General features: G+C 67.2%; 23 protein-coding genes and 1 pseudogene. 11 read left to right on the forward strand and 13 right to left on the reverse strand.

Annotated features, from left to right (window positions below; genetic code table 11):
* Window positions 1-67: 67 nt before the first annotated feature.
* Window positions 68-2002: an acyl-CoA dehydrogenase family protein gene (locus tag A3ES_RS0131145; RefSeq protein ID WP_020390765.1), complete on the reverse strand. Its 1935-nt coding sequence runs from the start codon at window positions 2000-2002 to the stop codon at window positions 68-70.
* Window positions 2003-2107: 105 nt separating this feature from the next.
* Between A3ES_RS0131145 and A3ES_RS0131150 the strand changes: the two genes are divergently transcribed.
* Window positions 2108-2362, forward strand: a complete 255-nt coding sequence (locus tag A3ES_RS0131150) for a hypothetical protein (protein ID WP_157630840.1) — start codon at window positions 2108-2110, stop codon at window positions 2360-2362.
* A gap of 81 nt (window positions 2363-2443) precedes the next feature.
* Window positions 2444-2590 (forward strand): annotated as a pseudogene (locus A3ES_RS57245) (alpha/beta hydrolase); the annotation flags it as partial.
* Between the two features lie 75 nt (window positions 2591-2665).
* On the opposite strand, the gene A3ES_RS0131160 reads toward A3ES_RS57245, so the two are convergent.
* Window positions 2666-3961, reverse strand: a complete 1296-nt coding sequence (locus A3ES_RS0131160; RefSeq protein ID WP_202806632.1) for an ABC transporter ATP-binding protein — start codon at window positions 3959-3961, stop codon at window positions 2666-2668.
* A gap of 143 nt (window positions 3962-4104) precedes the next feature.
* On the opposite strand from A3ES_RS0131160, the gene A3ES_RS49025 reads away from it, so the two are divergent.
* Entirely contained in the window at window positions 4105-4716 is a 612-nt protein-coding gene (locus A3ES_RS49025) for a TetR/AcrR family transcriptional regulator (protein WP_020390768.1), read from the forward strand.
* Complete coding sequence (locus A3ES_RS49030; RefSeq protein ID WP_020390769.1) at window positions 4713-4934, forward strand: DUF6343 family protein; 222 nt, start codon at window positions 4713-4715, stop codon at window positions 4932-4934. Before A3ES_RS49025 ends, A3ES_RS49030 begins: the two co-directional genes overlap by 4 nt.
* An 8-nt stretch (window positions 4935-4942) precedes the next feature.
* Here A3ES_RS49030 and A3ES_RS0131175 read toward each other — a convergent pair whose 3' ends face one another.
* The 3 genes from A3ES_RS0131175 to A3ES_RS0131185 all read right to left on the reverse strand — a co-directional run bounded on the left by A3ES_RS0131175 (window position 4943) and on the right by A3ES_RS0131185 (window position 6734).
* Window positions 4943-5527: a bMERB family protein gene (locus tag A3ES_RS0131175; protein ID WP_157630841.1), complete on the reverse strand. Its 585-nt coding sequence runs from the start codon at window positions 5525-5527 to the stop codon at window positions 4943-4945.
* A 161-nt stretch (window positions 5528-5688) separates the two neighbouring features.
* A complete protein-coding gene (locus A3ES_RS0131180; protein ID WP_020390771.1) occupies window positions 5689-6150 on the reverse strand; it encodes a VOC family protein in 462 nt (153 codons plus the stop codon).
* Window positions 6147-6734 (reverse strand): DinB family protein, encoded by a 588-nt coding sequence (locus A3ES_RS0131185; RefSeq protein ID WP_020390772.1) that lies wholly within the window; start codon window positions 6732-6734, stop codon window positions 6147-6149. Before A3ES_RS0131185 ends, A3ES_RS0131180 begins: the two co-directional genes overlap by 4 nt.
* Before the next feature lie 63 nt (window positions 6735-6797).
* On the opposite strand from A3ES_RS0131185, the gene A3ES_RS0131190 reads away from it, so the two are divergent.
* The 3 genes from A3ES_RS0131190 (at window position 6798) to A3ES_RS0131205 (ending at window position 9120) form a co-directional block, all read left to right on the forward strand.
* Entirely contained in the window at window positions 6798-7766 is a 969-nt protein-coding gene (locus A3ES_RS0131190; RefSeq protein ID WP_020390773.1) for a helix-turn-helix transcriptional regulator, read from the forward strand.
* Between the two features lie 25 nt (window positions 7767-7791).
* A complete protein-coding gene (locus A3ES_RS0131195; RefSeq protein WP_020390774.1) occupies window positions 7792-8361 on the forward strand; it encodes a GNAT family N-acetyltransferase in 570 nt (189 codons plus the stop codon).
* A 321-nt stretch (window positions 8362-8682) separates the two neighbouring features.
* A complete protein-coding gene (locus tag A3ES_RS0131205; RefSeq protein ID WP_020390776.1) occupies window positions 8683-9120 on the forward strand; it encodes an SRPBCC family protein in 438 nt (145 codons plus the stop codon).
* Window positions 9121-9182: 62 nt separating this feature from the next.
* Here the strand turns inward: A3ES_RS0131205 and A3ES_RS0131210 are convergent, their stop codons facing one another.
* Window positions 9183-9602, reverse strand: a complete 420-nt coding sequence (locus A3ES_RS0131210; RefSeq protein ID WP_237745105.1) for a low affinity iron permease family protein — start codon at window positions 9600-9602, stop codon at window positions 9183-9185.
* Between the two features lie 109 nt (window positions 9603-9711).
* Window positions 9712-10128: a CBS domain-containing protein gene (locus A3ES_RS0131215; protein WP_020390778.1), complete on the reverse strand. Its 417-nt coding sequence runs from the start codon at window positions 10126-10128 to the stop codon at window positions 9712-9714.
* Window positions 10129-10252: 124 nt separating this feature from the next.
* Between A3ES_RS0131215 and A3ES_RS0131220 the strand changes: the two genes are divergently transcribed.
* Both A3ES_RS0131220 and A3ES_RS0131225 read left to right on the forward strand, forming a co-directional pair.
* Window positions 10253-10915: a DUF6766 family protein gene (locus A3ES_RS0131220; protein ID WP_020390779.1), complete on the forward strand. Its 663-nt coding sequence runs from the start codon at window positions 10253-10255 to the stop codon at window positions 10913-10915.
* 41 nt (window positions 10916-10956) lie between these two features.
* Window positions 10957-12447, forward strand: coding sequence for an FAD-dependent oxidoreductase (locus tag A3ES_RS0131225; RefSeq protein WP_020390780.1), 1491 nt, complete (start codon window positions 10957-10959; stop codon window positions 12445-12447).
* Here the strand turns inward: A3ES_RS0131225 and A3ES_RS0131230 are convergent.
* The gene (locus A3ES_RS0131230; RefSeq protein WP_020390781.1) at window positions 12431-12655 is read right to left on the reverse strand and encodes a hypothetical protein; all 225 of its coding nucleotides are present in this window, start codon (window positions 12653-12655) and stop codon (window positions 12431-12433) included. The genes A3ES_RS0131225 and A3ES_RS0131230 overlap by 17 nt on opposite strands.
* A 179-nt stretch (window positions 12656-12834) precedes the next feature.
* Between A3ES_RS0131230 and A3ES_RS0131235 the strand changes: the two genes are divergently transcribed.
* Complete coding sequence (locus tag A3ES_RS0131235) at window positions 12835-13620, forward strand: GAF and ANTAR domain-containing protein (protein ID WP_157630842.1); 786 nt, start codon at window positions 12835-12837, stop codon at window positions 13618-13620.
* A 100-nt stretch (window positions 13621-13720) separates the two neighbouring features.
* Here the strand turns inward: A3ES_RS0131235 and A3ES_RS49035 are convergent, their stop codons facing one another.
* From A3ES_RS49035 to A3ES_RS0131245, 3 genes are all read right to left on the reverse strand, one after another.
* The gene (locus A3ES_RS49035) at window positions 13721-14698 is read right to left on the reverse strand and encodes a phosphoketolase family protein (RefSeq protein WP_026163377.1); all 978 of its coding nucleotides are present in this window, start codon (window positions 14696-14698) and stop codon (window positions 13721-13723) included.
* Window positions 14644-14823, reverse strand: a complete 180-nt coding sequence (locus tag A3ES_RS57250) for a hypothetical protein (RefSeq protein WP_202806633.1) — start codon at window positions 14821-14823, stop codon at window positions 14644-14646. The genes A3ES_RS49035 and A3ES_RS57250 overlap by 55 nt, the downstream gene beginning before the upstream one ends.
* Before the next feature lie 93 nt (window positions 14824-14916).
* Window positions 14917-16191, reverse strand: coding sequence for a hypothetical protein (locus A3ES_RS0131245; RefSeq protein WP_237745106.1), 1275 nt, complete (start codon window positions 16189-16191; stop codon window positions 14917-14919).
* 159 nt (window positions 16192-16350) lie between these two features.
* Between A3ES_RS0131245 and A3ES_RS49040 the strand changes: the two genes are divergently transcribed.
* Complete coding sequence (locus A3ES_RS49040) at window positions 16351-20415, forward strand: patatin-like protein (RefSeq protein ID WP_020390784.1); 4065 nt, start codon at window positions 16351-16353, stop codon at window positions 20413-20415.
* A gap of 28 nt (window positions 20416-20443) precedes the next feature.
* On the opposite strand, the gene A3ES_RS0131255 is transcribed toward A3ES_RS49040, so the two are convergent.
* Both A3ES_RS0131255 and A3ES_RS0131260 read right to left on the reverse strand, forming a co-directional pair.
* Complete coding sequence (locus A3ES_RS0131255) at window positions 20444-22771, reverse strand: chitobiase/beta-hexosaminidase C-terminal domain-containing protein (RefSeq protein WP_026163378.1); 2328 nt, start codon at window positions 22769-22771, stop codon at window positions 20444-20446.
* A 171-nt stretch (window positions 22772-22942) separates the two neighbouring features.
* Window positions 22943-23404, reverse strand: a complete 462-nt coding sequence (locus A3ES_RS0131260; protein ID WP_020390786.1) for a response regulator — start codon at window positions 23402-23404, stop codon at window positions 22943-22945.

A 23404-nucleotide genomic window follows, 5' to 3' on the forward strand; every position in this document is an offset into this window, starting at 1 on the left:
TATAGGAACCTTGAAGGCAGTCGTGACCGATGTCAAGAGCGGCCGGAGGGCTTGTTGACGCCGGCTTTCAGCGGTAGCGACGGGACTGGTTGGGAGCTTTCGATTCGCCGGGTTGCCAGCCGGCGATCCAGGGGCCGGTGCCTTCGGACTGGTCGAGTACGCCGGCTTCGAGCCAGTCGTACCTTCCGTCCAGCAGCTGATCCGCAATTCGGCGATCGCTGTCGTCGGTGTTCGACCACAGCTGGTCGAACAGGCGGTCCACCCGCAACCGTGCCTGCTCGCAGAACACCCCAGCCAGCTCGTACGCCGAATCGCCTTGCGCCGGATCGTCGGTCCGCAGCATCTCGGCCCGTGAACAGCAGGCCGCCATCACGAACAGCTCCGCGCCGATATCCACGATCCGGGCCAGGAATCCCTGCCGGTACTCGAGTTTGGCCTGCCAGCGGCTCATCCCGTAGAACGTCTGCCGGGCGAGCCGCCGCGACGCGCGTTCGACGTACCGCAGATGATTGGCGAGCGGTCCGAACTCGGAGTACGACGTCGGCACGGTTCCCTTGCCGACGGCAAGTTGTGGCAGCCATTTCGCGTAGAACCCGCCGGCCTTCACGGCCGCTCTGGCCTTGGCCCGCAGGTCCGCGTCGACCGAGGCGAGGTCGCCGGCCGCGGCCAGGTGCGCGTCGACCGCCTCCCGGGCGATCAGCAGATGCATGATCTCGGTCGAGCCCTCGAAGATCCGGTTGATCCGCAGGTCCCGCAGGATCTGCTCCGCCGGTACGGCGCGTTCGCCGCGAGCCGCGAGCGAGTCGGCGGTCTCGTACCCTCGTCCGCCGCGGATCTGGACCAGCTCGTCAGCAACCTTCCAGGCCATCTCGCTGGACCACAGCTTGGCCAACGCGGCCTCGATCCGGATGTCCTTGCTCCCCGCATCGGCCAACTGGGCCGACAGTTCGAGCACCGCCTCGAGGGCGAAGGTGGTCGCCGCCATGAACGAGAGCTTCTCGGCCACGGCACCGTGCTTGCCGACCGGACGACCCCACTGGACGCGTTCGGCCGACCATTCGCGGGCGATCTTGAGGCACCACTTGCCCGCCGCCGCGCACAGGGCAGGGATGGACAGTCGCCCGGTGTTCAACGTCGTCAGCGCGATCCGCAGGCCGTCGCCCTCCCGGCCCAAGCGGTTCGCGGCCGGCACCCGGACCTGATGGAACCGGGTCACGCCGTTCTCGATCCCTCGCAAGCCCATGAACGCGTTCCGGTTCTCCACCGTGATCCCTGGCGAGTCGGCCTCGACCACGAACGCGGTGATGCCGCCGCGTTCGCCATCGCGCTTGGGTACCCGCGCCATCACCACGACGAGTTCGGCGATCACGCCGTTCGTGGTCCACAGCTTCACGCCGTCCAGCAAGTACGCCTCGCCGTCTTCGGTCGGGGTCGCCGTCGACGCCATCCGCGCCGGGTCGGAGCCGACATCGGGCTCGGTGAGCAGGAACGCCGTCACCGCCCCAGCCGCACACCGCGGCAAGAACTGTTGCTTCTGCTCATCGGTGCCGAACTGCTTCACCGGCTCCGGTACGCCGATCGACTGGTGCGCGGACACCAGTGCACCGAGGGTCGGGTGCACCGAACCGATCAGCATCAGCGCGCGTCCGTAGTACGCCATCGACAGCCCGAGACCGCCGTACTCGAGCGGGATCTTCAGGCCGAACACGCCCAGCTCCGCGAATCCACGCAGGTACTCGTCGGGGACACGGGCCTCGCGTTCGATCAGGAGTCCGTCGAGCGTTGCGCAGTACTCCGCCAGCCGGCCGAGGAACTCCTCCCCGCGGACGGCGTCATCGACCGCGGCTCGCGGATGCGGATGGATCAGCGACAGCTGGAAATCGCCCAGATACAGCTGTTTGGCGAAACTCGGCCGCTCCCACACCGTCTCCCGCGCCGCCTCGGCGGTCTCCCGGGCTTCCCGCTCATCGACATCCCGTACTACCTGCTCGTCGGTGGTCACGCCGTACCCCTTCCTGGTCGGCTTTGCTACTCACCAGTCTTACTCCTAAGTAGTGCGTTTACCACTGGGGAACTGGTACAGGTCAGCTCAGCTCTGGAGGCGATGATGAGTTTCGACCGACCGGGCCTGAACAAGCCCGCTGCTGCCACTGACACCGACCTCAACGAGGCGCTGGAGAAGGGCGAGCTCGACGAGAGCGGCCTGAACGTCGACAACCTCGAGCACGACGACGGCCAGCGGGCACCGGGTCCGGTGGACGACGACCAGCGCGGGCCGGTGGACGACGAGGAACGGCGCCCGCCGCGAGACCAAGACGTCAGCTACGGCGAGAAGGGCACCCCGGTCGAACCCCCCGACTGATTCTCCTCAGCCTGCTGACGCTGTGCCCGTGCGGTTCCGGATCCGGAAGGTGCCGGGGGTAAGCCGCGTCTGACGTCGTTTATGATCGGCCGTCTCACCGGTCCAGACCCCGCCTGGTCCGGCAGCCGGTACGTCGATCGCCGACGGATCGCGATGGTCGGTCATTCACTCGGCGGCGCGAGCACGATCGCCGCGATGCGGGCCGACCAGCGCATCCGCGCCGGAATCACCATGGACGGCCAGATCCACGTCCAGCCCGGGGGCCTCGACCGGCCGTTCCTCCTGCTCGGCGCCCCCAGCGGCTCAGCGTTTGACGCGGTCGACGCGGTGGCCGTGGGGGTCGAAGATGTGAATGCGGGAGACGTCCAGTGCAAGGCGGATCCGGTCGCCGGCGCTCAAGCCGCCGGTGTTGTCGATCTCGAGGACCAGGTCGGATCGCCGATGGGTCGGCGACGTGATGAGCTCCGGCGGGGCTGGGGTCGCCTTGCGGATCAGGGATCGGGTCTTGGCTCCGAAGGCTGACACGCGACCGGCCGTCCGATGGGCCCGGGATCCGGCGCTGTGCGACGTCGGCCGGCCCTCGGAATTGGCCCTGCTCCGCTTGCGCTTCGACAGTCCGATGAGATCGGGACTCAGCAACTCGACGCCACTGTCGACGAACGCGATCCATTGGTGACCGTGGAATTCGAGGGCCCGGAGTGTCCCGGTGAGCTGGTTCGTGGCGTCGGTGTCCGTGGTCAGTGCGAAGGCGTCCGAGCGTGCTCCGACGACGACCTGCTCCCCGTCGTGGTGGCTCAGGATCATCGATCTGCGGTCAGTCGGTGGCAAGGCGATCGACTGCGTTCCGAAGGCCAGAGTGACTCTGTGCCTGGCCGTGACCTGGACGGTTGCGCCGATCAGGTTGATCCTCGGCGTACCGAGAAAGCCTGCCGTGAAGGCGGTGGCGGGATCGTCGTACACCTGCGCCGGGGTGCCGACGTCCTCGATCTTGCCGTCGCGCATGATCGCGATCCGGTCGGCCAGCGTGAGTGCTTCGACCTGGTCGTGGGTGACGTAGACGGTCGTCACCTTCATGTCCCGGGTCATCGAGCCGATCTCCTGGCGCAGTTCGGTCCGCATCGTGGCGTCGAGGTTCGACAACGGTTCGTCCATCAGGAACACCTGGGGCTGCCTGATGATGGCCCGGCCGATCGCGACGCGCTGGCGCTGGCCGCCCGACAGCGTCCACGGCAGCCGGTCGAGCGCCCCGTCGATGCCCAGGATCTGGGCCAGCCCGGCGGCCTTGGCACTGGCCTCCACCGGGTCCTCCCCCGCCATCCGCAGCGGGAAGATGATGTTCTCGCGAGCCGTCCGGTTCGGGTACAGCGCGCCGTTCTGGAAGACCATTGCGACGCCACGATCCTTCGGAGTCATGGGCGTGGCCTCAGTACGGCCGAACCACACCTGGCCGTCGGTGACCTCCTCCAGACCCGCGATCATCCGCAGCACGGTGGTCTTGCCACACCCTGACGGCCCCAGCAGCACCATGAACTCGCCGTCCGCGACCTCCAAGGACAGCTCGTCGACGGCCAGGTGGCCACCGGCGTACACCTTGGACACGGAGTCCAACCTGATTCCTGTCACTACCCCTCCCGCTCGCCCAGGGCTGAGTAGACAGTGTCCGCCAGTAGCTGTCCAGTGTCCACCAGGTGGACACCTGATATGCCAACGTAACTATACCGACCGTCTGGTACAGTTACGAAATGAGGCCGAGTTCGAAGACAGCGATTCTCGATGCGGCGTTCCGGTTGGCGGGGCGTGACGACGGGGCGGTGGAGATCACCTTCGAGGCGACCGCACGCGAAGCCGGCGTCACCAAGGGCGGGGTGCTGTATCACTTCCCCACCCGGCAGCATCTGGTGCTCGCCGTGGTCGAGTACGTCGCTCTCCGCCTGGAGGAGACGATGCTCGCCGGCCTGGGCAAGCCGTTCGAGCAGGCCACCCCCGCGGAGCGGGTTCGTGCGTACGTCGGCGCCGTCGAGGCCGGCCGGCTGACCCGTGCCGACCTGGCCGTCTACGCCGAGAGCCTCGCGAACCCGGCGCTCTGCGTCCCGTGGGAGAAGGTCCTCGGCCCTTGGCTCAGCCTCGAAGACGTCACGGACCCTGTTGAGCGTGCCCGGCTGCGCACTGCCCACCTGGCCGCCGACGGCCTCTGGATCGCCGACGCCACCGGCGTTTTCTCACCGGTGGCCGACCGCGCCGCGACCATCGGCCAGCTGCTCGCACTCACCGAAGTACCGCAAGACTGGTCGAGCTCGGCGCCGCCCACTGAACCGGGTTTTGAACGGGCCGGATCGTGGCACCTGGAGACATGACGTACTCCGACGCGACGCCACCACCACCCCACAGCGCGTTGACCCTGCGTCTCGTCCTCGCGACCTTCGGGCTGATCGTCTGTGGCGGTGCCGCGATCGTCTTCGCGCTCCTCGACCTGCCGCCCGTCCTCATCGCGCTCGCCGCTCTGCCGGCCGTTGTCGCCGCGGTCGACATCACCATCATCATCCGCCGAAAACTCCACGGCGAACCAGGCTGAACGACAGCTCAATCATGGGCGGGTGGCTCGGTCAGGAAGCGTGCTGGATCGCCTGCCGCACTGGCGTTTGAGGCCAGCCAGGCTTGGAGGCCGGCCGGATCCCTTCGTTCGAGTTCGTCCAGGCAACGCGCCCGCTGCTGGACGATCTCCAGCCTGCGTGGAAGGGCCGACTCGGCCCGCAACTCGTCATAGCTGCGTTGCCACTGCCGGCACAGCATCACCGTCGACTGCTCGCGAAGCTCATCATGCTTCTCAGCCTTCGCGAAGAACCGGCGTACGACGATCGGCGACCCCGCGGCCGCGAGGACTCCGATCAGCAACGCACTCGGCCCGATCAGCGCAAGCAGTCCCGCACCAGCGACGCTGGTCGCCCCGGCTATCAAGGCCAGGGTCACCACCCGCCACAACCGATCCCGCGCCCGAACGTCGGTTCCACTTTGCAAAGTCACCAAAGCGAACATCAGGCCGACAACCCCCGACAGCACGAACAACGGCACCAGCGCCCCAACAGGCACCGCAAGCAGCGCCGCCACCACTCCCAACGCGACCAGCAGCCCGCACACACATCCCCAACCACGGCGATACCACACCATGCCCACCAGGTACCCACCCCGAGCGCGGAAAATTCGCCCGACACCTCCTGTTCCATCCGCATCAACCAACTGCAGCCACAAGGTCGCGGCCAACGGCGGACCGCAGTCGGCTGTCGTCTACCCGTCGTACAGCGGGGATCTGCTGTCCGACCGCCTAACCGTCAATCCAAACAGAACTCATTGCCCTCGGGGTCCGTCATCACGATGAAGCCGAGACTCATCGGGGGTTCGGGTTCGTGGCGGCGTCCGCGCTTGGCTCCCAGGGCGACCAGCCGGTCGCACTCGGCCTCCAGGGCAGCCATCCGCTCGTCGCCCTGCAACCCGGGAGCCGCCCGGACGTCCAGGTGGACACGGTTCTTGGCGACCTTGTCCTCGGGCACCTGCTGGAAGAACAGCCGCGGGCCGTCGCCGTCCGGGTCCTCGAGGGCCGACCGCGTGTTGCGCTCCTCCTCCGGTACGCCGACGCGCTCGAGGAAGTCGGCCCACGCGGCCAACGGGTCAGCGCCTTCAGCCAGCTCGACGCCGGGCGGACCAGGATGGACGTACCCGAGGACCTCGCGCCAGAAGAGCGACAGCGCCGCCGGGTCATGAGCGTCGAAGGTGATCTGCAGTTCGCGACTCATCGCGTTGCTCCGTTCGTAGCAGCCGTCGTGTGCATGTAGAGGTCGCGCAGCAGGCAGACCTCGGACAAGTGATGGATCAACTCACGCTGGATGTGCAGCACCAGCGCGGCCATCGGCGAGTCGGGGTAGGGCTCCTTCTCGCCGACCGGTGCCCGCAACTCGGCCTCGCTGAGATCGCGTACCCCGGCCAGCCACACCTCAAGCTGGGTCTCGAGCTGATCGAGCGCGGCGGCCGCACTCCCGGCGTACTCCCAGGTCTGGTACGACACCTCCGGCGCGCCGAAGTGCCCGGCATTGCGGGCGGCGAGCACACCCACGATGACGTGACCGAGTCGCCAGGCGATCGTGGTGAACGCTGGGGGCACCGGCTCGGGAATGGCGAAGTCAATCGTGAAGTCCCCTGTGCCGACCTGCAAGGGCGCCGTCGAAGTGCCGCGCGGGCGTACGCTCCAGGCGTCCGGCACCGGTGACCAGAAGTACTCCTCGTCGGTGAGGTCCTTGAGCCGGTCTCTGAGCTGATAGTTCCAGTGAAACTCCCACTGCTCGCGCAGGATCTGGTTCCAGCTGAATTCGTCTGCGTTCATGAGATTCACTCTGGCACCCCAAGCGGACAGGATCGGTCCGCTATGTCTGGCAGGGTGGGTGGCATGGATGACGAGCTGGGGACGACGGAGCGGGTGCTCACGTTGCTCGGGTTGTTGCAGCAGCGACAGGTCTGGACCGGGCCCGAGCTCGCCGAGCGGCTGAGTGTCACGCCGCGCACCGTACGGCGTGACGTCGACCGCCTGCGCACGCTGGGCTACCAGATTCGTGCCAGTCAGGGTGTCGGCTATCAGCTCGGCCCGGGGCAGGACCTGCCGCCGCTGCTGCTCGACGACGAGGAGGCGATCGCCACCGCGGTCTCACTGCTCGCCGGCGCGGGTGGCGGTGTCGCGAGCGCCGGCGACGCCGCAGTACGGGCTCTGACCAAGCTCGACCGCGTGCTGCCAACCCGGCTGCGGCACGAGGTGCGTGCTCTCTCCGGCTCGGTGGAGTCGTTCGGCGGAGGCCGCCCGCCGGTCGACGCCGAGGTGATCATGACGCTGGCCAGGGCCTGCCGCGATGAGGTCGAGGCCGGCTTCGACTACCCGTCCGGCAGCGAGGTCCGACGGCGGCGGGTCGAGCCCTATCGCCTGGTCGCCTCCGACCGGCGCTGGTACCTCCTCGCCTTCGACCTCGATCGCGACGACTGGCGCAGCTTCCGCGTCGACCGGATGACCGAGGTGTCCGCACGGACCTGGCGCTTCCATCCCCGCCCGGCGCCCGACGCAGCGGCGTACGTGCAGGAAGCCGTGGCAAGTCGGGTCTATGCACACCAGGCGCGCTTCCTCGTGCACGCGTCGGCCGACACGGTGCGCGCGCAGATCCCGGCGTCGGCAGCCGTCGTACGGCGACGCGGCAGCGACCGCTGCGAGGTGCTCAGCGGCGCCGGCAACCTCGACTTCGTGCTCATGCATGTGCTCCTGCTGGGCCACGACTTCGAAGTACTCGACCCTCCCGAACTCGAAAGCCGTTGCCGCGCCCTGGCAGCAAAACTCCTCGCGGCCGCCCCGGCGCAGGACGTCAAGAATTCCTGAGACTGGTGGACATATCGTGAGTGCCATGAGCATCGAAGTTCGTCCGGCTGAGGTTTTCGAGGATGTCCGTGCCGTCCTCGGTCCCAAGTCGCCGGACGCCAACGTCTGCTGGTGCCTGAGCTATCGCATCCCCTCCAAGCAGAACAACGAACTGCGCGGACCGGCCCGAGGCGAATACGTCGCTGAGTTGTGCCGGGCCAAGCCCGCGCCGGGAGTGCTCGCCTATGACGGCAGTACGCCGGTCGGCTGGGCCGCGATCGCGCCACGCTCGGAGACAACCTTCGCCCGCAATCGCAAGATCCCGCACGTCGACGAGCTGCCGGTCTGGTCGCTGTGGTGTGTTCGCGTCCGCCCCGGGCACCGCAAGCAGGGCATCTCGCACGCGCTCATCGCCGGCGCTGTCGAGTTCGCCCGCGCCAACGGAGCCCCGGCGATCGAGGCCTACCCACTCGACAACGGTGATGCCAAGGTCGACCTGACGATGGCGTACGCCGGGATCCGGAAGAACTTCGAGCGTGCCGGCTTCACCAAGGTCGCCGACACCACCTCGGTCCTGGCCGGCCACCCCCGAATCCTCATGCGCCTGTCCATTTAGGCCTGGGCACCGGCGAACCACTCCTGGTGGCGCGCCGGCGAAGTGCGGCCAGCCTCGTACTACAGCCGGAGTTCGTGATGGTCAGCGTGCGGTCGTCGCGTTGGGCCGGACCGCCGCCACTCACAAACCTCAACTGATCGCCCCCGGCCAGGCGTGCACAGGCGCGCTCCCGGGCGGAAACGGGAGGTTTGTGAGTGGCGGAGGTCCGGGCCTGCCGCCCAACGTCTATCCGGTGGCCGCGTCCGAGGCCGATGAGGCCGAAGAGATCGCGCACAGCCAGGAAGAGCATGTCGAAGGTTGAGGCCTGGGTACCGGCGGGGTATGAGTGAGAACGAGCGGCTGATCCAGGCGTCCGTCGAGGACGTTTTCGCGATCCTCACCGATGGTTGGACGTATGCGTCGTGGGTGGTCGGCGCGTCCCGGATCCGCGACGTGGAGCCCGGCTGGCCGCAGCCGGGGCACAGCATCCACCACTCCGTCGGCGCCTGGCCGCTGCTCATCGACGACACCACGACGGTCGAGCAGTACGAGCCGCTGCGCTACCTCGAGTTGAAGGTCCGCGCCTGGCCGACCGGCGAAGGCAAAGTGGAGTTCGTCGCCACTGACCGGGACGGCAACTGCCACCTGGTCATGCGCGAACAGACCTCCAAGGGCCCAGCCGCCCTCCTCCCGGACGCCGTGCTAGAGCCCGTACTACGCCTGCGCAACGCGGAAACCCTCCAACGCCTAGCGCTCCTCGCCGAAGGCCGCCACCCGTAGACCGTCAGAAGCCCAGCCCGCCGCCGATTCCCGCCCGGGCAAACTCATTCCGGGTTGTTGGATCAGGAGGAGCTTTCGCGGTCTTCGAGGCCGACGGCGTCGCGGAGTTCCGTGGACGCGTCCTGCAGCTTGCGAGACTCGCCGGTGTCCTCCATCAGCTCCGCCAGTGCGGCCGCGAGCGCATTGAGCTTGTCCTGTACTGCGGCGTCAGCGCGGGTCTGGGAGTTCTGCAGCAACGCGACCATCAGGAAGGTGACGATGGTGGTGATCGTGTTGATGATCAGCTGCCAGGTGTCGACGGTGCCGATCAGGAAGTACGACGGCGCCCAGACGACAACCAGCAGGACGCAGAAAGCGAAGAACCAGGCGCGCGAAGCGAACTTGGACGCGGCGCCGGCGAACCGGTCGAACAGGCCCGGTCGCGACGAGACATCGGACGGCATATGCGCCGATCCGCTCATCTCGGTCACCGTGTTAGCCACCACAACCTCCTCGATTCAGGGGCAGGCCGGAGCACCGGGGCGGCGGATGCCGGCCTTCGCCGGTCCGGTGCCCCGGGCACCGAACCGGTATGCATCGGCGAGGCGGTCGTCAGGGCTGGGAGATCGCCTGGACCGTGTCCCCGGTGGCTCGTTCAGGCATCGCCCGGGCGATGTCGGCCTGGGCGAGCATGCCGACCAGGTCGTGGCCGTCGATCACGGGCAGCCGCCGGATCTGGTGCTTGGTCATCATCGCCAGCGCTTCTTCGATGCTGTCGTCAGCGCCGATCGTGATCGGCTTGCCCTCACCGAACTGACCCGCGTGCGCGGTCGCCGGGTCGCCACCGTCGGCCAGGCACTTGACCACGATGTCGCGGTCGGTCAGCACGCCCTTGAGTCGCTGGTCCTCGCCACAGATCGGCAACGCCCCGACATCGAGGTCCCGCATCTTGCGGGCCGCGTCCACGAGCGTCTCGTTCTCGCCGATACATTCCGCGCCGGCCGTCATCAGATCTCGTGCCTTCGTCATCGCCACATCACTCCCACCACTTGGCCGATCCGACTGGATGACCCTGCGGTTCCCCCGCTCAGCCCTACCGAAACAGCTGGCGCGCCGGGTTCCACGGCCCGGACGGGCACGCGATGATGGGCAGATGCGATGGATACGGCTCAGAGGGCTGTTGCTGGTGAATCTTGGGTTGTTCGCGGTGTTTCTGGGCGGGGTTCTGCTGACCGGAAATGCGCACGAGAACGAGCAACTGACCGATCACGGCCAACCGACGCAGAGCCTGGTCGCGTACGCCGGCTCCTCCTCGTTCGGTGAGACCGTCTTCGAGAACTGGGAGTCGGAGTTCCTGCAGATGGGCATGTACGTCCTGCTGACCACTTTCCTGGTGCAGAAGGGCTCCGCGGAATCCAAGCCGATCGACGAAGCCGTGCCGCAGGACGAGAACCCGCGGAATCACCGCACCGACGCCGACGCGCCCTGGCCCGTCAGGCACGGGACGGAACTGGTGCTGAAGCTCTACGAGAACTCACTCGCCATCGCCTTCGGGATCTGTTTCGCGCTGTCCATCTGGCTTCATGCCGTCACCGGCGCCGGCGCCTACAGCGAGGAACAGCAACTGCACGGCAGCGAGGCGGTCACCGCCTGGCAATACCTTGGTACGTCGCAGTTCTGGTTCGAATCGTTCCAGAACTGGCAGAGCGAGTTCCTCGCGGTGGCTGCCATCGTCGGCGGCTCCATCTACCTGCGCCAACGCTCGTCGTCCCAGTCGAAGCCGGTCCACGCCCCCCACGCCCAAACCGGCGGCTGACCGGCACGCATCGGATACCTCGGCCGGGGTACCGGAAGTGCATGGTTTCCGTTTGGACTGCAACCGCCGAAGTCCCTCCGTACGACGCGTTGCGCACCGACAAGCGCGCCGAGGTGGCGGTCATCGGTGGCGGCTGGATCGGGCTGACCACCGCACTACTCCTTGCCCAGGACGGCGCCGACGTCGTCCTGCTCGAAGCGGGCAGACTCGGCTCCAGAACCAGCGGGCACACCACCGGCAAAGTCACCTCGCAGCACGGCGCGATCTACGCGGACCTGATCGATCGCCACGGCGAGGACAAGGCCCGTCTGTACGCCGACGCCAACCAGGCGGCAGTCGGCAGGGTCGCCGGGCTGGCCGAGTCCGAGGCAATCGACTGCGAGCTGATCCGGACGCCGGCCTTCGTCTACTCGCCCGATTCGGAAAACGAACTGAAGCGCGAAGTCGAGGCAGCCATCTCGCTGGGCCTGCCGGCTCAACTGACCGATGGGTCTGACGTCGGAGTGCCCGCGGCCGCGGCGGTGCGGTTCAACGACCAGGTCCAGCTCCATCCAGTGAAATACCTGGCCGGCGTCGCCGCGGCGCTGACTCGGGCCGGCGGCCGGATCTTCGAGCACACCAGGGTCGTCGGGCTCCACGAGAAGGACGACGTAGTACGGGTCAGCACGGAGGCCGGTCCCGAGGTTCGCGCTCGCCACGTGGTGGTGGCGACGCTGTTGCCCTTCGGCCTGACTGGCGGTTATATCGCCAAGACGCGACCAGAGCAGTCTCATGGGATCGCTGTCCGGCTGCCGGTGGAGGCGCCGGTAGGGATGTCGATCTCGACCGGCTCCCCCGTCCGCTCCACCCGCCCCTGGCCGGGTGGCGGGCCGAACGGGCTGATCGTTGTCGGCGGCAACCACGGGACCGGCACCGTCGAGGACACCGAGGCGATCTACCAAAGCCTGATCGACTGGACCAGCTCGACGTGGAACTACTCCTGCCAAGCCGAATATCGTTGGTCGGCGCACGACTACAGCACCCCGGACCTCCTTCCGTACGTCGGCAGGTCACCCGGCAGCAGTGCCGTACTGGTTGCCACCGGCATGCATAAGTGGGGACTCAGCAACGGAATGGTGGCCGCTGGCATCCTTTGTGATCTGGTTGCTGAGCGCACCAATCCCTGGACGGACCTGTACGACGCCGGGCGGATCGGTGACGCGAAAGCCGTCGCCAAACTGCTCAAGGACAATCTGCTGGTCGGCAAGGACTTCGCCACCGGCCATCTCAGCCGGGCGATGCACGGCCGGCTCGACCATCTCGAGGTCGGCCAAGGCGGGCTCATCGACATCGACGGGCAGATCGTCGGCGCCTACCGCGACCACGAGGGCACCCTGTACACCGTCAAGCCGACCTGTACCCATGTCGGCTGCGCCCTCCGCTGGAACAACGCCGACACAACCTGGGACTGCAGCTGCCACGGTTCCCGCTTCTCCCCCGACGGCACCGTCCTCGACGGCCCGGCCACCAAGCCCCTCAGTCGAGATTCATAGCGTTGTAGACGATCTCCGTGGCGGCGTCGCCGAGAGGTTGCCCGCCGTCGCGGGCCAGCGCGAGCAGCAGGTCGAACGCCACGTCCCGGTCGCTTGATGGATCGCTGCCCGCGAGGACCAGGCTCCGCTGTCCGTCGTGACACGGTCCCTCGCCCAGCACGTCCTGCAGATCCTCCAGCCGGACCAGGATCACCGCGTGGTCTGTCATGACATTCTCCGTATCGAGCCGTGATGGAGTACCACCACCACACTTCCGACGGTACGCCGACCGCCGGCCTCGGGCTGGTATCCCCGCCGCGCGATCGCAGCAGGCGGATCCAAATGGTTACCGAACGTGACGGCCATGTTGAGGTGTGACTTCTGGACAGGATTGGCATGATGGTGGCCATGGATCACTCCGACGGAGCGGGTGCCCCTGACGCACCTTTGGAGCCCACCGTGGCGATCGACCATCAAGAAGTTGCCGACGCGTTCGCCCGGTTGGCGATCGAGCTGCACGATGCCGACGGCGTCGTGGAGACCGTCGAGACGGTCGCGCAGTTCGCCCTGCAGGCCCTGGACTGCTCGTACGCCGGCGTCATCTTGTCCACCCGTGACAGCCGGCCGGAGATCGCCGCTGTCACCGATCCTCTCGTCGCCGAGGCCTTCGAGCTGCAGCTCGCCAGCGACAACGGGCCGCTGATCACCTCGCTGCGCAACCGGACCACGGTACTGATTCCTGACACCACCACGGAGCAGCGATGGCCCGAATGGGCCGGCAAGGTGGCCGCGCTCGGCGTACGCAGCGTGCTCGATGTTCCGCTGGTCATCGGCAGCCAGCGATCCCAGACCGTCGGCGTGCTCGGGTTGTACAGCCTCACCGCGGAGGCGTTCGACACCGACGACGAGGCGATCGCCCACATCCTCGCCCGGCATGCGTCGGTCGCCCTCGCGACCGCCAGGCACGAAGCCTCGATGGCGCAGGCCGTAGACGCCCGCAAACTGGTCGGGCAGGCGATGGGCATCCTGATGGAGCGGTTCGCCATCGACGGCGACCGCGCGTTCGCCATCCTCAAGCGCTACTCCCAAGACACCAACACCAAGTTGCGCGACGTCGCGCAGCAGTTGATCGACACCCGGAAACTGCCGACGGCCGGCCACCCCGATCAGGCGAGCAGCCGGCCACCGGTCTGAGTGCCTACGGCCCTATAACTTGTCCCAGTGCGGGAGCTGCTCGTTGGGGTCTTCTTCGCCAGAACCCGGCTTCGGCACCGGCTGCGTCAGCGGGCTGTCATCACCGGGACGGGTACCGACGTCCGGGTTCTCGGTGTCCGGGTCGACCAGATCGGGGTTCTCGGGGTCGCTTCCGGGTCCCATCGGCGGCACGGGCGGAACGGGTGTGGTGCTCATCGCAGTACCTCCTCTTGGATGGTCCACAGAGTGGACAAACCCTCCGGTACCCGTTGGTTTTCCTGGCAATCAGGCCAGCCGGCTCCAGCGCCAGTCGCGGACCTCGGGGAGGTCCTCGCCGTAGTTGGTGACGTGCACGCGATGCCGGGTTCGCTGATCGGCGAACCACTGCCAACTGAGGCAGGTGTTCGCGCAACAGGTCGACCGCGGCCAGCGTCTCCAGCGTCGGTACGTCACCGGCGCACGCCATCACGACGTCCGGCTCACCGCCGTCATTGCTGGCGAAGTCCCAGACCCCGATCCCCCGAGCGCGGTGCAGCGCGGCCGCGTCCCAGTCGAGCCAGTTCGGCTGCGGTTGCTTGCCTGCGACAACGACATTGACGTAGTTCCTGGTCCGCAGGCAGTGATCCATCGTGGACAGCAACGTGTTGGTGTCCGGTGGCAGGCAGACCCGCACGACCTCCGCCTTCTTGTTCACCACGTGATCGATGAAGCCGGGATCCTGGTGCGAGAAGCCGTTGTGGTCCTGCCGCCAGACGTGCGAGGTCAGCAGGTAGTTCAGCGACGGGATCGGCCGGCGCCAGTCCAGCCGGTTCACCGTCTTGAGCCACATCGCGTGCTGGCTCACCATCGAGTCGACGATGTGCACGAACGCCTCGTACGACGAGAAGACCCCGTGCCGCCCGGTCAGCAGATACCCCTCCAGCCACCCCTGGCAGGTGTGTTCGCTGAGCATCTCCAGCACCCGTCCGTCGACCGCGAGATGGTCGTCGGTGTCACTGCGGCCCGCGTTCCACGCCTTGGCCGTCACGTCGTAGACCGCCGACAACCGGTTCGACTCGGTCTCGTCCGGTCCGGCCATCCGGAAGTTCTGGTGCTCCTCGTTGGCCGTGAAGACATCCCGCGGGAAATCTGAAACGGCACGACGACCCGATCACCAGGCACCAGGTTGCTCACCTCGGACCCAACCTCGGTGACGAACCCCATCGGCTCATGGCCGAGCACGTGTAGGCGACGTCCCGCTTACCTTGCCAAGTCAGAGCTTTCACTTTCGGCGGTACCCCCTGCCCCGATCACCAATCAGTGAGGCGTGGCAGGTGTCTCCAGTGGTGGGTACGGCGCTTCGGCGAGGCCGAGGTTGCGCCAGACGAAGCGGGGGATGCGGGCCAGGAAGCCGCGGAGGAAGATCGAGCTGTGCGCGATCGTCGGCTGGCTGTGCTGGCTCACAGCGAACCAGGCCCAGTGGTCGGTGAACGCGAACGGCATCCCCGGGTTGGCCATCAGGTACTCCATCTGCCGCGGATGGATCACGTCGTACGCGTACTTGGGGTCCTGCGCGTGGACCGCGAACTGCTCGTTGAACGCGCCGCTCTCGAAGCTGATGCCGCCGCCGAACCCACGAGGGCCGACCTGCAGTGGTGGCATCCGGGTCGGCAACTGGAACCCCAGCAACGCCTGGCTGTGGTTGTCGGTGACGGTCCGGGTCTGGGACCGACCTTGGCTGTCGGTGTAGCTCTCAGTGCGGGTGGTCTTCCAATGGTGGTTGAAGGCAACGAACGGCGGGCCGTCACCGTCGCGGCCCCGGATCACCTCACTGGTGCGGTGGGCGTGGCCGGCCCGAGTCACCGGGGTGGTTTGCAGCAGGCTGTCGTCGACACCGATCCAGTGCCAGTCCGGGTGGCGGTAGAAGCTCAGCCTCGGCGGCCGCTCCGGCTCGATCCGATGGTCCAGCGGTAGGGCGTCGATCACGGCAGCGACGCCGGCGAGCTGCTCCAGCCAGGGACCGAGGAGGTCGACCTCCTCGCGCGGTGGATCCAGCACGACCAGCTGGTCGCCGTCGATGCTGAGGTTCAGACCGGGCTGTCCCGCCGCCATCGCGTTCAGCCGCTCGCACAGCTGCGGAGTCAGAACCTCATCGGCGTACGCCGGTACGAGCGCGCCGATCTGCCACCCCGGACCCAGTTGCGCAGGAGACGGTACCCCGGTCACCGCCACCCCGAACCGGGGCTGGGTCTGACCGCCCGTGATCCACAACTCCGGGAGCCTGCGCGACAAGGTGACCATCCCCACCCAGCCAGACCAGTGCTCGGAGCCGTACTCGATCACCTGGAACGGCCGGCCCGTACTCGTCCAGCCGGTGATCTGGTCGTCGGTACGGCGGTGGAAGCCGATCCCGAACGGCGGGTTGCCGAGCCTGGCCACGGGTTCGAAGGTCGGGCTGTTGACGAACGTCCAGCCCCGGTCCCGCAACGACTTGATGTACTGCTGCCGGCGCACGATCGCGATCACGCCCCAGGTGACACCGGCGATGCCCAGCACCACGACCATCACGAAAGCGACCACCGCTGCGCTCACGTCCACCTCCTGGCTCCTCGGCTGATACCGCCCGGCTGGTACCGCGCCGGGACCCGATTGTTCCCCATCACAGGGCGAACACTTCCCGTAGTCCCGATTTGTGATTAGCGTCGTTATTTCCAGGGGTGGAGTTTTATGGCGGGGGCCAGGGGGTTTGTGATGTCCGATTCCGGGCGGTATCCGAAAGAAGAGATCCGGTTCGCGGTGGTGCTCAACGGCGGCGTCAGTCTGGCCGTCTGGATGGGCGGCGTCGTGAACGAGATCAATGCCGTCACCTACGGGAGCGGCGCCTATGGGCCGCTGCTCGAAATGCTGAATCTGACGGCTCGGGCGGACGTGATCGCCGGTACGTCGGCGGGCGGGATCAATGGCGCGGCCCTTGCCCTCGGGCAGGCGAACAAGCTTGCCGATGTGTCGTTGTTGCGCGATGTGTGGGCCGAGCAGGGCCGGATGGACAGCCTGCTGCAGCAGCCGTTCCGTGGCTCGCCGACCTCGCTGTTGCGCGGCGACGAATTCTTCCTGCCGAAACTCCAGCTGGCTCTGAAACGTCTGATCGAACCGTGGGAGGCGACGACCACCGAAGATCACCCCATCGATCTCACGATCACGACCACGCTGCTCAACGGAGCCCGGACCGTGTCCGTCGACTCACTCGGCCAGCAGTTGCCCCAACGGCAGCACGAGGGACAGTTCTGGTTCCGGCGTGGCGCTCCCTCACTGGACGGAACCGACGACTTCTCCCCCGGCGACGACCCAGACCTGGTCGCGGCCCGGCTCGCCGTCGCCGCCCGGTGCTCGGCCGGCTTCCCGCTCGCGTTCGAGCCGTGCTTCGTCCCCGCGGTGGCCAGTCGCACCGGCCACCAGGGAAAGGCCGTCTGGGATGTGCCCCGCGGCCAGCGAGACGTCTCCGAACCGAATCGGCGACCCGACCTCGGGAAATACGTGTCCTGGCGGGAGGCCGGGCCGGCCGATCAGGTTCCGGACGACCGCTCCCGGTACGCCGTCGACGGTGGCGTCCTCGAGAACACGCCCACCAGGCGGGCCCTCAACGCGATCAGCCTGATGCCGGCTCGCGGGCCGGTGCACCGGGTGATGCTGCTGGTCTATCCGCACGCGCCCAGCCACGACGTCGACCCGCCCGACGACCCGGACAGCCCGCCAGAGGTCACCGGCACGATGGGAGCCCTGCTCGGTGCGCTCATGAGTCAGAGCAGCCGGACGTTCGTCGACGAGGTGGAGGACTTCAACCGGGCCAGCGCTTCGCGGCGCGGTACCCGGCACGACGTCCTGACCAGCGCGTCCGGCGTGGCCGGTCTGTGGGAACTGTCCAACGCCATCTTCGAGAACTACCGGCAACTGCGGATCCGCCGGGCGGCTCGCGATCTGGCGAAACGCTTCACGCCACCGACGAACTGGTCGTACGAGCGCATCCGGCAGGCGGCCGAGGACGCGCAACGGACCTTGCTGCGGACCCAAGCGCTCCCGTACGTACCGGCTGGCGCCTTGCCGGCCGGCGCGACTGCTGTGCCGTCGCCGTGGAACTGGGGCGTGACGGCCGCTGCCGACATCTCGGACGCCGCGATCGACCTGCTCGATCTGCTGATGGGCGTGGTCTCGGACGAAAACGCGACCAAGGTCGCCGACGCACGCGCCATGACCTGCATGTCACAGGAGGAGCTGAGAAGGGTCCGCGCCGGCACCGACGACATCTGGCTGACGAACGAGATCCTGGCGAAGCTGCAGCCGAGCGCGGAGTACTGGTCCCTGCGGTTGGCCTTCTACACCGCGACCATGCTCGGCGACGACAGCCTGCTCGATGCGGCCGCCGCCGATCTCAAGGACTTCGAGCTTGCGGATCTCAACGGCAAACTGCCGGCCGCTCAACTGGACCGCGTCGCCGGGATACTGCGCCAGGCGAACACCAACGGCGGGCTCGGGCAAATGGCGAGCGGAGCCGTGCAGCAAGTGGTCAAAGCCGTGGCCTCCGTGACCGGGCAACTGGCCGGCCTCAGTGACGACTTCCTCGAGGCCACTGGGCTGGACGCCTGGAAGTTGTTGTTCGAGGGTGCGGGCGAAGCGGGCGTCTACCAACGCCTGCTCTGCCTGCACGTGGCGACCTGGACGATCGCGGACGAGGCGCCGAACGAGGCGAGCCTGCCGATCGACCTGGTCCAGGTGTCGCTGCAGACGGCCAACGACTTCGCCGTCTACTCCAGAACGCCGGACGACAAGGTCGGCGGGCTGTCGCTGAGACGTTTCGGCGGCTTCCTCAAGCGTTCCTGGCGGATGAACGACTGGACCTGGGGCCGGATCGACGCCGCGACGATGCTCTGCCAGATCATCTTGTCGCCGCAACGGATCCAGCGGCAGATCATCCGCGACGATCAGCTGCAACCGGACAACGAGCAAGCACACGAGGCCGCCAGATCATTCGTCCGCAAGCTCGAACTGAAGCTTTTCGGCTGCGAACCGGCCATGCTGGAGCGGCTCCGGCGCGATGCCGCCAGCGAGCTTCTCCCCTTGTTCCACCGGGGTGCGACCGGCAGCCAGCTTCCTCCCAGCCTGCCCAAGCTGGCTGCGATCGCCGCCTGGGCGGTCCATCTCGGGATCGCCACGAAGGAGCTACCCGCGATCGCCGCGGCAGTGAAGACCGACCGCATCGACCGGGCCAACCGGTACTCCCGGGGCGAGTTGTTCGTCGAGCAGTACGCCGATCTGCTCCGCACGTTGCAGAACACCCGTGATGACCAGCCGCTGACCGAGGACACGATCAGGAACGGCTGCCAAGCACTCCAGGCACTCGATCGCGCCGGTATCGGCCGGGAGCCGATCTCCGAAGAGTCCCGCAGCGACCAGCTGATCCGTACTGCGACCACGGCGGCCAGCGTCGCGGTGACCGTCGCGGACGGACCCCGATCGGGCCTGTCCGCGATCAAGCCGGTCACCCGGGCTCTGCGCGGCGTGATGCTGTTCCCCTACTGGACCGTTCTGGGCCTGGCATCGAGCGGCCCGATCGCCCGCTTCCTCGCACTCTGGTTGCTCGGCTCCGGCGCAGTACTGCTCGCGCTTCCGCTGCTGGGCGTCCTGCACGGCTGGGCGGCCGCACCGGCCACCGCGATCGGCGTCGGTGCATTGCTGACCGCATTCGGCTTCGCGGCGTTGCGCACCGGGAGCCTGTTGCACGGTGTCGTCCTGCTCACCCCGCTGATCCCACTCATCGCCCTCGCCGCCGAGCGCTGGCGTGAACGGCCCCGCGACGACGGCGAGATCATTGCCCTCGGCACCCTTGGCACGATCCTCGCCCTCGCCCTCGCGTTGACGCTGCTCGGCAGCTTGCCGTCGAACCTGGGTACTCCGCTCGCGAGCCTGTACAACGCCCTCGATCGGACCGCCCGCCGCTATCGGGCGAAGTACGGCCCGTACGTCGTCGCGGAGGCGCCGAAATCCAAGCGCAGGTGGGAGACCTTCGTCGTCTGGTTGTCGTTGACGGCGATCAAGGTCGGGGCCGTCGTCGCCGCCGCGCTTCTCGCGTACGCCGGTGCCCTCTGGGTCGATGACCAGGCGAGTTCCTGGAAGACTCACCACGCCCTGCTCCTGGTGATCTCTGCGGTGCTGATCCTGGTCGCCTGGGGTCTTGGGTTCCTGGCTGGCTGGTCGTACCGGCTGTGGTCCGAGACTGGCGGCGTGTGGGCGACACGAGCGGTCAATCTCGCCAAGGCGACCGCTGCGACGTGGTCCGTGATCTACGGCACGGTGTTCCTCGTCATCGCCACCTGGCTGATCTGGCACTGGCCGAAGCCGTCCGGCTGGGCCTGGCAAGCAGCGCTGATCACGGCCGTCTTGTTCGCCTTCTCGCTCCTCTTCGCCGTACCACTCCTGGTCCTGCTCCGGTCCCGCGCCGGCATCCGGCGCCAACTCATCGACGACGCCCAGCAGGGCCTGATCACCTGGCCGCAGCCGGTCAGCGAGGCACCCGCCGCCGACCGCGAACTCCAGCAGACGACCGCAGTGATCACTCTGCTTCATCGACAGCAACTGGCCTACAGATGTCTGATCAGAGCCAAACGCCCCGAGCGGAAGGACCAGAACTGGCGCAAGTGGTTCCTCAAGTACGTCGTGGGCGTCAAGCGTCCGGAGGTCAGCGAGGTGGTGCTCACCTCGGCCGGCACCAAACTCACCAGCAAGGTCACCACGGCAGCCGCCCGCGCCCGCCCGTCAGAGTGACCGGCGGGCGCGGTCGTGCTTGGTCAGCTCACGGGTAGCTCACCACATTCACCGGTACGGTGCCCGGAGGCGTCACCGCGCCGGTGTCGTTGATGACGTGGGTGATAGTGCCCTGGTAATTCAGCGACACCGTGCACAGGCTGTGGAAGCGCACTCCTGCGTTGACCGGCGTCTCGAACGCGTTGTACGCGCTCACCGAGGGATTCACGTTGAAGTAGTTGTAGCTACCCAGCCCCCACGCTTCGTGCGAGGTGACGTTCTCGCCGACCTTGTACGCCGCGTACCCGTTGCGGCCACTCGGCCGGTTCCAGCTGGCCTGGTTCGGTACGTCGTACGGCATCTCGTTCTGGAAGAAGATCGTCTTGCCGCCCTGGCCGTTCCAGATCACCTGGGTCTTCTGGTAGTGCTCGACGAACAACCCGGTCGCGAGCACGTCGTTGCCATTGACAACCACTCCGGTGTCGCCGGTGGACTGTGTCCAGCCCCAGGTGCCCGCGTTGCCGTGGTCGGCGCGCCAGGCCCAGATGTGGTCGATGATCGTGTGCTGGCTGTTGACGACCAGACTCGTCGTCGCGTGGCCGGCGATCGACCCTCCGATGCGGAAGAACACGTCCTGCAGCGTTGTCGGATTCGCCGCATGGCTCGCGGCGGAACCTGCCGGTCCGACGGTCAGCAGCGCAGCCGACTTCGTCGTACCGGCATCGAACAGCAGGCCCTTGACGCGGACTCCGTCGACATCGGCGATCTGCATCGCGTTGACGCCGTTGTCCGGGATCAGCGTCGGGTAGCCGATGCCGAGGACAACAGTGTTGGCCTTCGTCACGTTCAGCGTCTGGTTGAGGTGGTAGACGCCGGGCGTGAAGAACAGGTGACAGCCCGCCGACAATGCGGAGTTGATGGACGAAGCGGTGTCCCCCGCCTTCACGACGTAGAACTGGCTCATCGGGATCGACGTACCGGGGGTTGAGCCGTTCGCCCAGCTAGCGCCAGAAGCGTTGGTGCGTAGCGACGGAGTGAACACGCGGTACTTGCCCGCGCTGTCTAGGTACAGGTAGGGCACGTCGCGCGAGACCGGCGTGGTCGCCAGGGTGGTCTCCGGCGGGTTCGGGAACGTGGTCGGCGGAGCGCCGGGGGTGCCGGAGAAGACCATGTTCCAAACGCCACCGGCCCAGCTGCCGAGGTTGCTGTCCCTGGTGTACCACTGCTGCTGCGAGATGGACGCCGTCTGGCCGGACACCTTCGAGTCGGCGATGTAGCCGCCGCTGGCGAAGCCGTAGCTGGCCGGGTAGAGCTGCAGGTTGCCGCGGATGTCCATGCGACGGAACGGTGCCGCCTGAGCGACCGCCCAGCGGTTGGAGCCACCGATCGGGTTCACGGCCATGTTCTCCGCGGACCGCCAGAAGTTCTGCAGTGCCACGCCCTGGTCGGACTCGTTGAACGCGTCGACCGTGATGGCGCCGTTGATGACCACGTCACCAGGGTTCTGGCCGAGGCCGGCGACCGAGGTGTAGTAGCCGACGTCGTCGTGCACGCTGTAGGCACCGGGCTTGAACAGATGCGCGATCCGGCCATTGCCCATCTGGTGCGCGATGGTGTCCTTCTGCGCGTTGAAGTCGGCATCGAGCCGCGCCTGGATGGTCGCGGCCGGCATGCTCGGGTCGAAGATGCGCGTGTTCGGGCCGAAGTTCGGTACGTCCGATTGCGTCGGGCAACCCTGCGCAGTACCGATCGTGTACGTCGCACTGGCGACGGTGGAATTCGACAGGCCGGCCTTGATGGCGATCGCGTTGACCGTCCGCGTCGACGGCACACTGATCGGCCCGCTGTAGAGCGTCGAGGACGCAGTGGGAGTGGAGCCGTCCACGGTGTACCGGATGGTGGAACCGGAGGTGGCCGTGGAGATCGTCACCGTCTGCGCGGACGTGTATTGACCGCCCGCCGGGGAGAAGGCCGGCGTCGCGACGGCCGTAGTACCGCCGCCGTGCGTGTAGGTGAAGTGCGGTGTGTCGTACTGCGGGCCGCTCTTCTCGTACGTGAACCAGTAGTCGATGGCAGTGCCCGTGGACAGCCCGCTCACGGTCTTGCGCCAGGTGCCGGCGCTGAGCTCCATCCGGAAGTTCTGCTGGCCCTGCCCGGCGACTATGTAGTGGACGTCGACGTAGACCGCGGGCGTCGTCGGGGTGAAGGAGATCTGGGCCTGGGTCGCGTTCAGCGACGTGACCGACTGGGTGTAGTCGTCGGCTGCCGTCGCCACGCCGCCCACCAGGAGGGTCGAGGTCACGGCCAGGACGACTGCGGCACAGGCCGCGCGCCAGCGCGCGCGGCGTCGGCGGGTTCTTTCAGGACTCCGAATCACGGGGTACCACCTCCGGGGCGGAAGAAGGCGAGAAGGCAGAATGTGAGAGCGCTCTCACACTCGTGACAGTAGACCGATTCAGCCCGGCGCGGAAGAGGTCACCCAGCAGCGATCAACGGCGGGCGAAGAACGGATGCACCCACAACCGCAGCCGATCCAGGATGCGGGCCCTCAGCTTTTCAAGCTCGCGGGCGGCACGAGCTCGCGGATTCTCCTGGTCAGCAGATGCAGGTCGGAACTCTTCCGCACATAGCTGCCGAGCAGTGGCATGGTCTCGCCACTTCTCTCGAGATCGCTACGTTCCAGAATGGTGTAGATGATCACCGGGACGCTGCTCAGCTCATCGTCCTTGGCCATCAGCTCGGCGCAACGCAGCCCGGCACGAAAGTAGTCACCCTCGATGACATCGGGTGGTGGTTCGGGAAGGTCCGGCCGTGGTGATGCCCAGCGCAGCATCACGTCTAGGATGACGAGGTCCGGCTTGGCTTCACGCAGCGCCGGGAGACGCTCCCTGAATTCGCTCTCGGTGCTGAGAGTCTCGATGCAAGCTGCCGGGAACGTGTTCTGGAGGTGTTCTTCCAGCGGTCCTTCCTGCAGGAAGTCGTCTTCTACCACGACGATATGGGCGGGCAT

Source organism: Kribbella catacumbae DSM 19601 (genome assembly GCF_000372465.1).
Taxonomy (GTDB): Bacteria; Actinomycetota; Actinomycetes; order Propionibacteriales; family Kribbellaceae; genus Kribbella; species Kribbella catacumbae.